The following is a 512-nucleotide window of genomic DNA, read 5'->3' as shown; positions in this document are numbered from 1 at the left end:
CGCCGACGTGGTGACCCCCCAGCTCGTCGCCCAGCTGACCAAGGGCGTCGTCGGTTCCGGGCGTACGGCGAACCACACGCCGTTCACCGGTGAGAAGCTCGCCGACCTGCCGGAGTCCACTCCCGAGGACGTACAGCGGGCGTTCACCGCGGCCCGTGCCGCGCAGGCGGTGTGGGAGCAGGTGCCGGTGCGCGAACGGGCCGCGGTCCTGCTGCGCTTCCACGACCTGGTGCTCCAGCGCCAGGGCGAGGTCCTCGACCTGATCCAGCTGGAGACCGGCAAGGCGCGCCTGCACNNCAGGCCGTCGCGGTCGCCGCCCGCCACTACGGCCGCAAGGCACCCTCCTACCTGCGGCCGAAGCGGCACGCGGGTGCGATGCCGACGCTGACGAAGGTCACCGAACTGCGCCACGCGCGCGGTGTCGTCGGCCAGATCGCCCCCTGGAACTACCCGCTCGAACTCTCCGTCGGCGACGCCCTGCCCGCCTTCGTCGCGGGCAACGCGGTCGTCAT

1 pseudogene is annotated in these 512 nt (G+C 72.7%); it reads left to right on the top strand.

The features are described from left to right. Positions 1–512 (top strand): annotated as a pseudogene (locus BZL64_RS38215) (aldehyde dehydrogenase family protein); the annotation flags it as partial.

The organism is Streptomyces bobili, from assembly GCF_002154575.1.
GTDB lineage: Bacteria > Actinomycetota > Actinomycetes > Streptomycetales > Streptomycetaceae > Streptomyces > Streptomyces bobili.
The sequence above is the reverse complement of the archived record's forward strand: the minus strand, read 5'-3'. Positions and strand labels throughout refer to the sequence as shown.